Raw genomic sequence first — 3,812 nt, 5'->3', positions numbered from 1 at the left:
GGTCGCGGGTTCGAGTCCCGTCCAGACCGTTATCATTATAGTTTCTTGGCGCAGTAGCTCAGTTGGTAGAGCAACGGATTGAAGCTCCGTGTGTCGGCAGTTCGATTCTGTCTTGCGCCATTTCAAAGAAGAAGCATGCGGGTGTAGTTTAGTGGTAAAACCACAGCCTTCCAAGCTGCCGTCGCGAGTTCGATTCTCGTCACCCGCTTTTTTTCTTTAAGGGCCTATAGCTCAGCTGGTTAGAGCGCACGCCTGATAAGCGTGAGGTCGATGGTTCGAGTCCATTTAGGCCCATAATTTTAAAAGGCCCGTTGGTCAAGCGGTTAAGACACCGCCCTTTCACGGCGGTATCACGGGTTCGATTCCCGTACGGGTCATGTTTACAAGCATTTAGCTTTTGCGCTGAATGTTTTTTTATAAACATTTTTATGAAAACGTTGACATCTCTAGTGTAATAAGGTATTCTATGCATGTACACAACAAGTAAATAAATGGATAGTGATTGTTTAAATACAAGCTAAACCTAATTTTTCCAATGAAGGAGACCTTCTTCTTTTTTGGAAAGGTTGGGTTTTTCTTTTTTTACAATTAAAGGAATTAAGTGTGAGGAAGGGAGCGAAAAAATGGTTATTCAAAAAATTTTGAATAATAATGTTGTGATTACGTTGGATGTAAATGAGCAGGAACAAATAATAATGGGACGTGGTATTGCATTCAAAAAAAAGATAGGCGATTTTATTTCAGAAGAACAAGTTGACCAAGTGTTTCGTTTAGCGAACCAGGATACGTCTTTGAAATTCCAAGAGTTATTAGGTGAACTACCTTTAGAAGTCATGCAGTTATCTGATGAGATTATCACATATGCTAAGACGAAACTCGGTAAAAAATTAAATGATACTATCTTTATTTCCTTAACTGATCATCTTCATACTGCGTTAGAGCGGATAAGACAAGGAATTGAAGTCAAAAATTTTCTGTTATGGGATATTAAACGTTTTTTCTCAGATGAGTATTTTATTGGAAATAAAGCTGTCGAGATGGTCAAAGAGCAGTTTGATGTGCAATTACCAGAAGATGAAGCTGGATTTATTGCGCTACACCTAGTCAATGCCGAAATGGATGAAGAGGTTGGCAATGTTTATGAACTAACCAAAATTATGCAGGAAATAACGAATATCGTTAAATATCATTTTAAAATTACTTTTAATGAAGACTCGGTCTATTTTTATCGTTTTAGTACTCATTTAAAATTTTTTGCTTATCGCTTATTAAATCATAAAGAACTTCATGATGAAGAAGATGGAGAATTATACGAAGCAATTAAGAAAAAGTATCATAATGCCTACAATTGTGTGAATAAAATTTCTGAATTTTTAACAGAAAGTTATGACTATACTATCTCTGAAGAAGAGAAAATGTATTTGATCATTCATATTGCAAGAGTGGTACAGACAAATAGTTAATAAGATTATTGAATCTTACTATAGATTAGTAAAGGAATGAAAGGTGGGTAGAAGAACAATAATTACAGCAAGAACCCTTGGATAGTGACATTAAGTTGGCTAAACCTTCAAATGTAATGTATTAAAAAAACGAAACTTTGGAGGAACAAAAAATGGGAAAATATCATGATTTAGCACAAAAAATTGTTGATAACGTAGGCGGAAAAGAGAATATTAATAGTTTAACACATTGTATTACGCGTTTACGTTTTAAGTTGAAAGATGAATCAAAAGCAAATGATGATGTACTGAAAAATATGGACGGTGTTGTGACTGTAATGAAAAGCGGTGGACAATATCAAGTTGTAATCGGAAATCATGTACCAGCAGTTTACGATGATGTTGTAAGTATCGCAGGAATTTCAGCAGATGCAGAACAAGAATCGTCAGGAGGCAATCTATTCAATCGGTTGATCGATATTTTAAGTGGATGTTTCCAACCATTCTTGGGAGCACTAGCCGCAGCCGGTATGGTAAAAGGTTTAAACGCTTTACTTGTTTTCTTGAAATTATATTCAGCTACTTCTGGAACTTATACAATGTTAAATGGTATTGGTGATGCGATATTTTATTTCATGCCAGTGATTTTAGGCTATACAGCCGCACGAAAATTCAATTTAAACCCAATGGTAGGTATTGTTATAGGGGCAGCTCTTTGTTACCCTACAGTGCAAGGTAGCGCGTTACAAGCAGCTTTTGAAGCGAACGCAGGTGCTGGAGCGGCGGCTCCTTACAGTTTATTAGGATTACCTGCTTATGATACGTTTTTAGGTATTCCGTGGGTTGGTGCAGGTTATACAAGTAGTGTTGTACCGATCATATTCATTGTCGCTTTTGCCGCGCAAATTCAAAAACTCTTCAAGAAACTAATTCCTGAAGTTGTTCAAACTTTCTTGGTGCCATTTTTTGTACTATTGATTGCATTACCAATTGGTTTCTTAGTGATTGGTCCAATCATCAGTATGTTAACAGATTTACTAAGTGCAGGTTTCCAAGCTTTAATGGGCTTTTCACCAGCATTATATGGCGTTATTCTTGGCTTCTTCTGGCAAGTATTGGTTATTTTTGGTTTACACTGGAGTGTTGTGCCACTTGCAATCATGCAAATTACCCAAGAAGGCGCAAGCCAAGTATTAGTAGGTTCTTTTGCTGCAAGTTTTGCTCAAACAGCAGTTGTTATGGCAATGTTCTTTAAATTGAAAGATACAAAAATGAAAGCTTTATGTCCACCAGCAATCATCTCAGGAATCTTTGGTGTAACTGAGCCAGCAATTTATGGGATTACATTACCTAAAAAAACGCCGTTCATTTTTTCAATGATCGGGGCCGCAGCTGGTGGTTTGTATTTGATGATTAATGGTGTAACGTCATACACAATGGGTGGTTTAGGGATCTTCGGTGTTTTAAACTTTATCAATGGTGATGATGCAAGTGGTGTAGTTCATTCATTTATATCAATTTTAATCGCAGTAGTGATCGGTTTTGCATTGACGTTCTTCTTCTGGAAAGATGATACAGTATTAGAAGAAATAACTGAAAATAAAAAAGCTCAAAAAGCAATCAAAGAAGCAGTTTTAAGTCCAGTTAAAGGACGCGTTTTACCTTTAAGTAAAGCAAGTGATCAAGCATTTGCACAAGGCGCTTTAGGAAAAGGGGCTTTGATCGAACCAACAGAAGGCGTTGTTAGAGCACCATTTGATGGCACAGTGATGACTCTGTTTCCAACGTTACATGCCATTGGTTTGATATCAGATCAAGGGATGGAATTGTTGATCCATATCGGTATGGACACTGTTCAATTAGAAGGAAACGGTTTTGAAGCAAAAGTAGCACAAGGAGATAAAGTGAAAAAAGGACAAGTTCTAGTAACTTTTGACATTGATGCTATTAAAGCCGCTGGATATAGTGTAGAAACGCCAGTCATTGTTACAAATACTGGTGACTATCTAGATATTGTAGAAACGCAAGAACGCGAAGTAACTTCAAATGATACATTAATTACAGGATTAACTTAAAAAATTATAGATAAGAATTAGCTTACAGTAAAGCTTGCTAAGTTTTGCTGTAAGCTTGTAAAAGAAAGGGATTTTGACATGGCATTTAGAAAAGACTTTTTATGGGGCGGCGCAACTGCAGCCAATCAATGTGAAGGCGGCTATAACGAAGGCGGTCGTGGTTTAGCGAATGTGGATCTAGCACCCGTTGGACCAGATCGTTTCCCAGTGATCACAGGCGAGAAAAAAATGTTTGCGTTTGATGATGAATATTTTTACCCAGCGCAAAATGCGATCGACATGTACCACCGTTATA

The 3,812-nt window shown here is 37.2% G+C and carries 3 protein-coding genes and 4 tRNA genes; all 7 read left to right on the top strand.

The genetic code is table 11. The features are described 5' to 3' along the window. Positions 1 to 47: 47 nt before the first annotated feature. Positions 48 to 120, top strand: a tRNA-Phe gene (locus tag RV15_RS18235). A 17-nt stretch (positions 121 to 137) separates the two neighbouring features. Beyond that, positions 138 to 208: transfer RNA gene (locus tag RV15_RS18230), tRNA-Gly, on the top strand. Positions 209 to 220: 12 nt separating this feature from the next. Beyond that, a tRNA-Ile gene (locus tag RV15_RS18225) sits at positions 221 to 294 on the top strand. Between the two features lie 11 nt (positions 295 to 305). Continuing rightward, positions 306 to 377, top strand: a tRNA-Glu gene (locus tag RV15_RS18220). 246 nt (positions 378 to 623) lie between these two features. After that, positions 624 to 1,463, top strand: a complete 840-nt coding sequence (gene licT, locus RV15_RS18215; protein ID WP_071879408.1) for a BglG family transcription antiterminator LicT — start codon at positions 624 to 626, stop codon at positions 1,461 to 1,463. Between the two features lie 152 nt (positions 1,464 to 1,615). After that, positions 1,616 to 3,517 (top strand): beta-glucoside-specific PTS transporter subunit IIABC, encoded by a 1,902-nt coding sequence (locus RV15_RS18210; protein ID WP_071879407.1) that lies wholly within the window; start codon positions 1,616 to 1,618, stop codon positions 3,515 to 3,517. Positions 3,518 to 3,595: 78 nt separating this feature from the next. After that, on the top strand, positions 3,596 to 3,812 hold a 217-nt coding region (locus tag RV15_RS18205; RefSeq protein WP_139243064.1), incomplete at its 3' end, for a family 1 glycosylhydrolase.

This window comes from Enterococcus silesiacus (genome assembly GCF_001886225.1).
GTDB lineage: Bacteria > Bacillota > Bacilli > Lactobacillales > Enterococcaceae > Enterococcus_L > Enterococcus_L silesiacus.
Note: the sequence above shows the minus strand (reverse complement) of the source record. Positions and strands in the feature narration are given on the sequence as shown.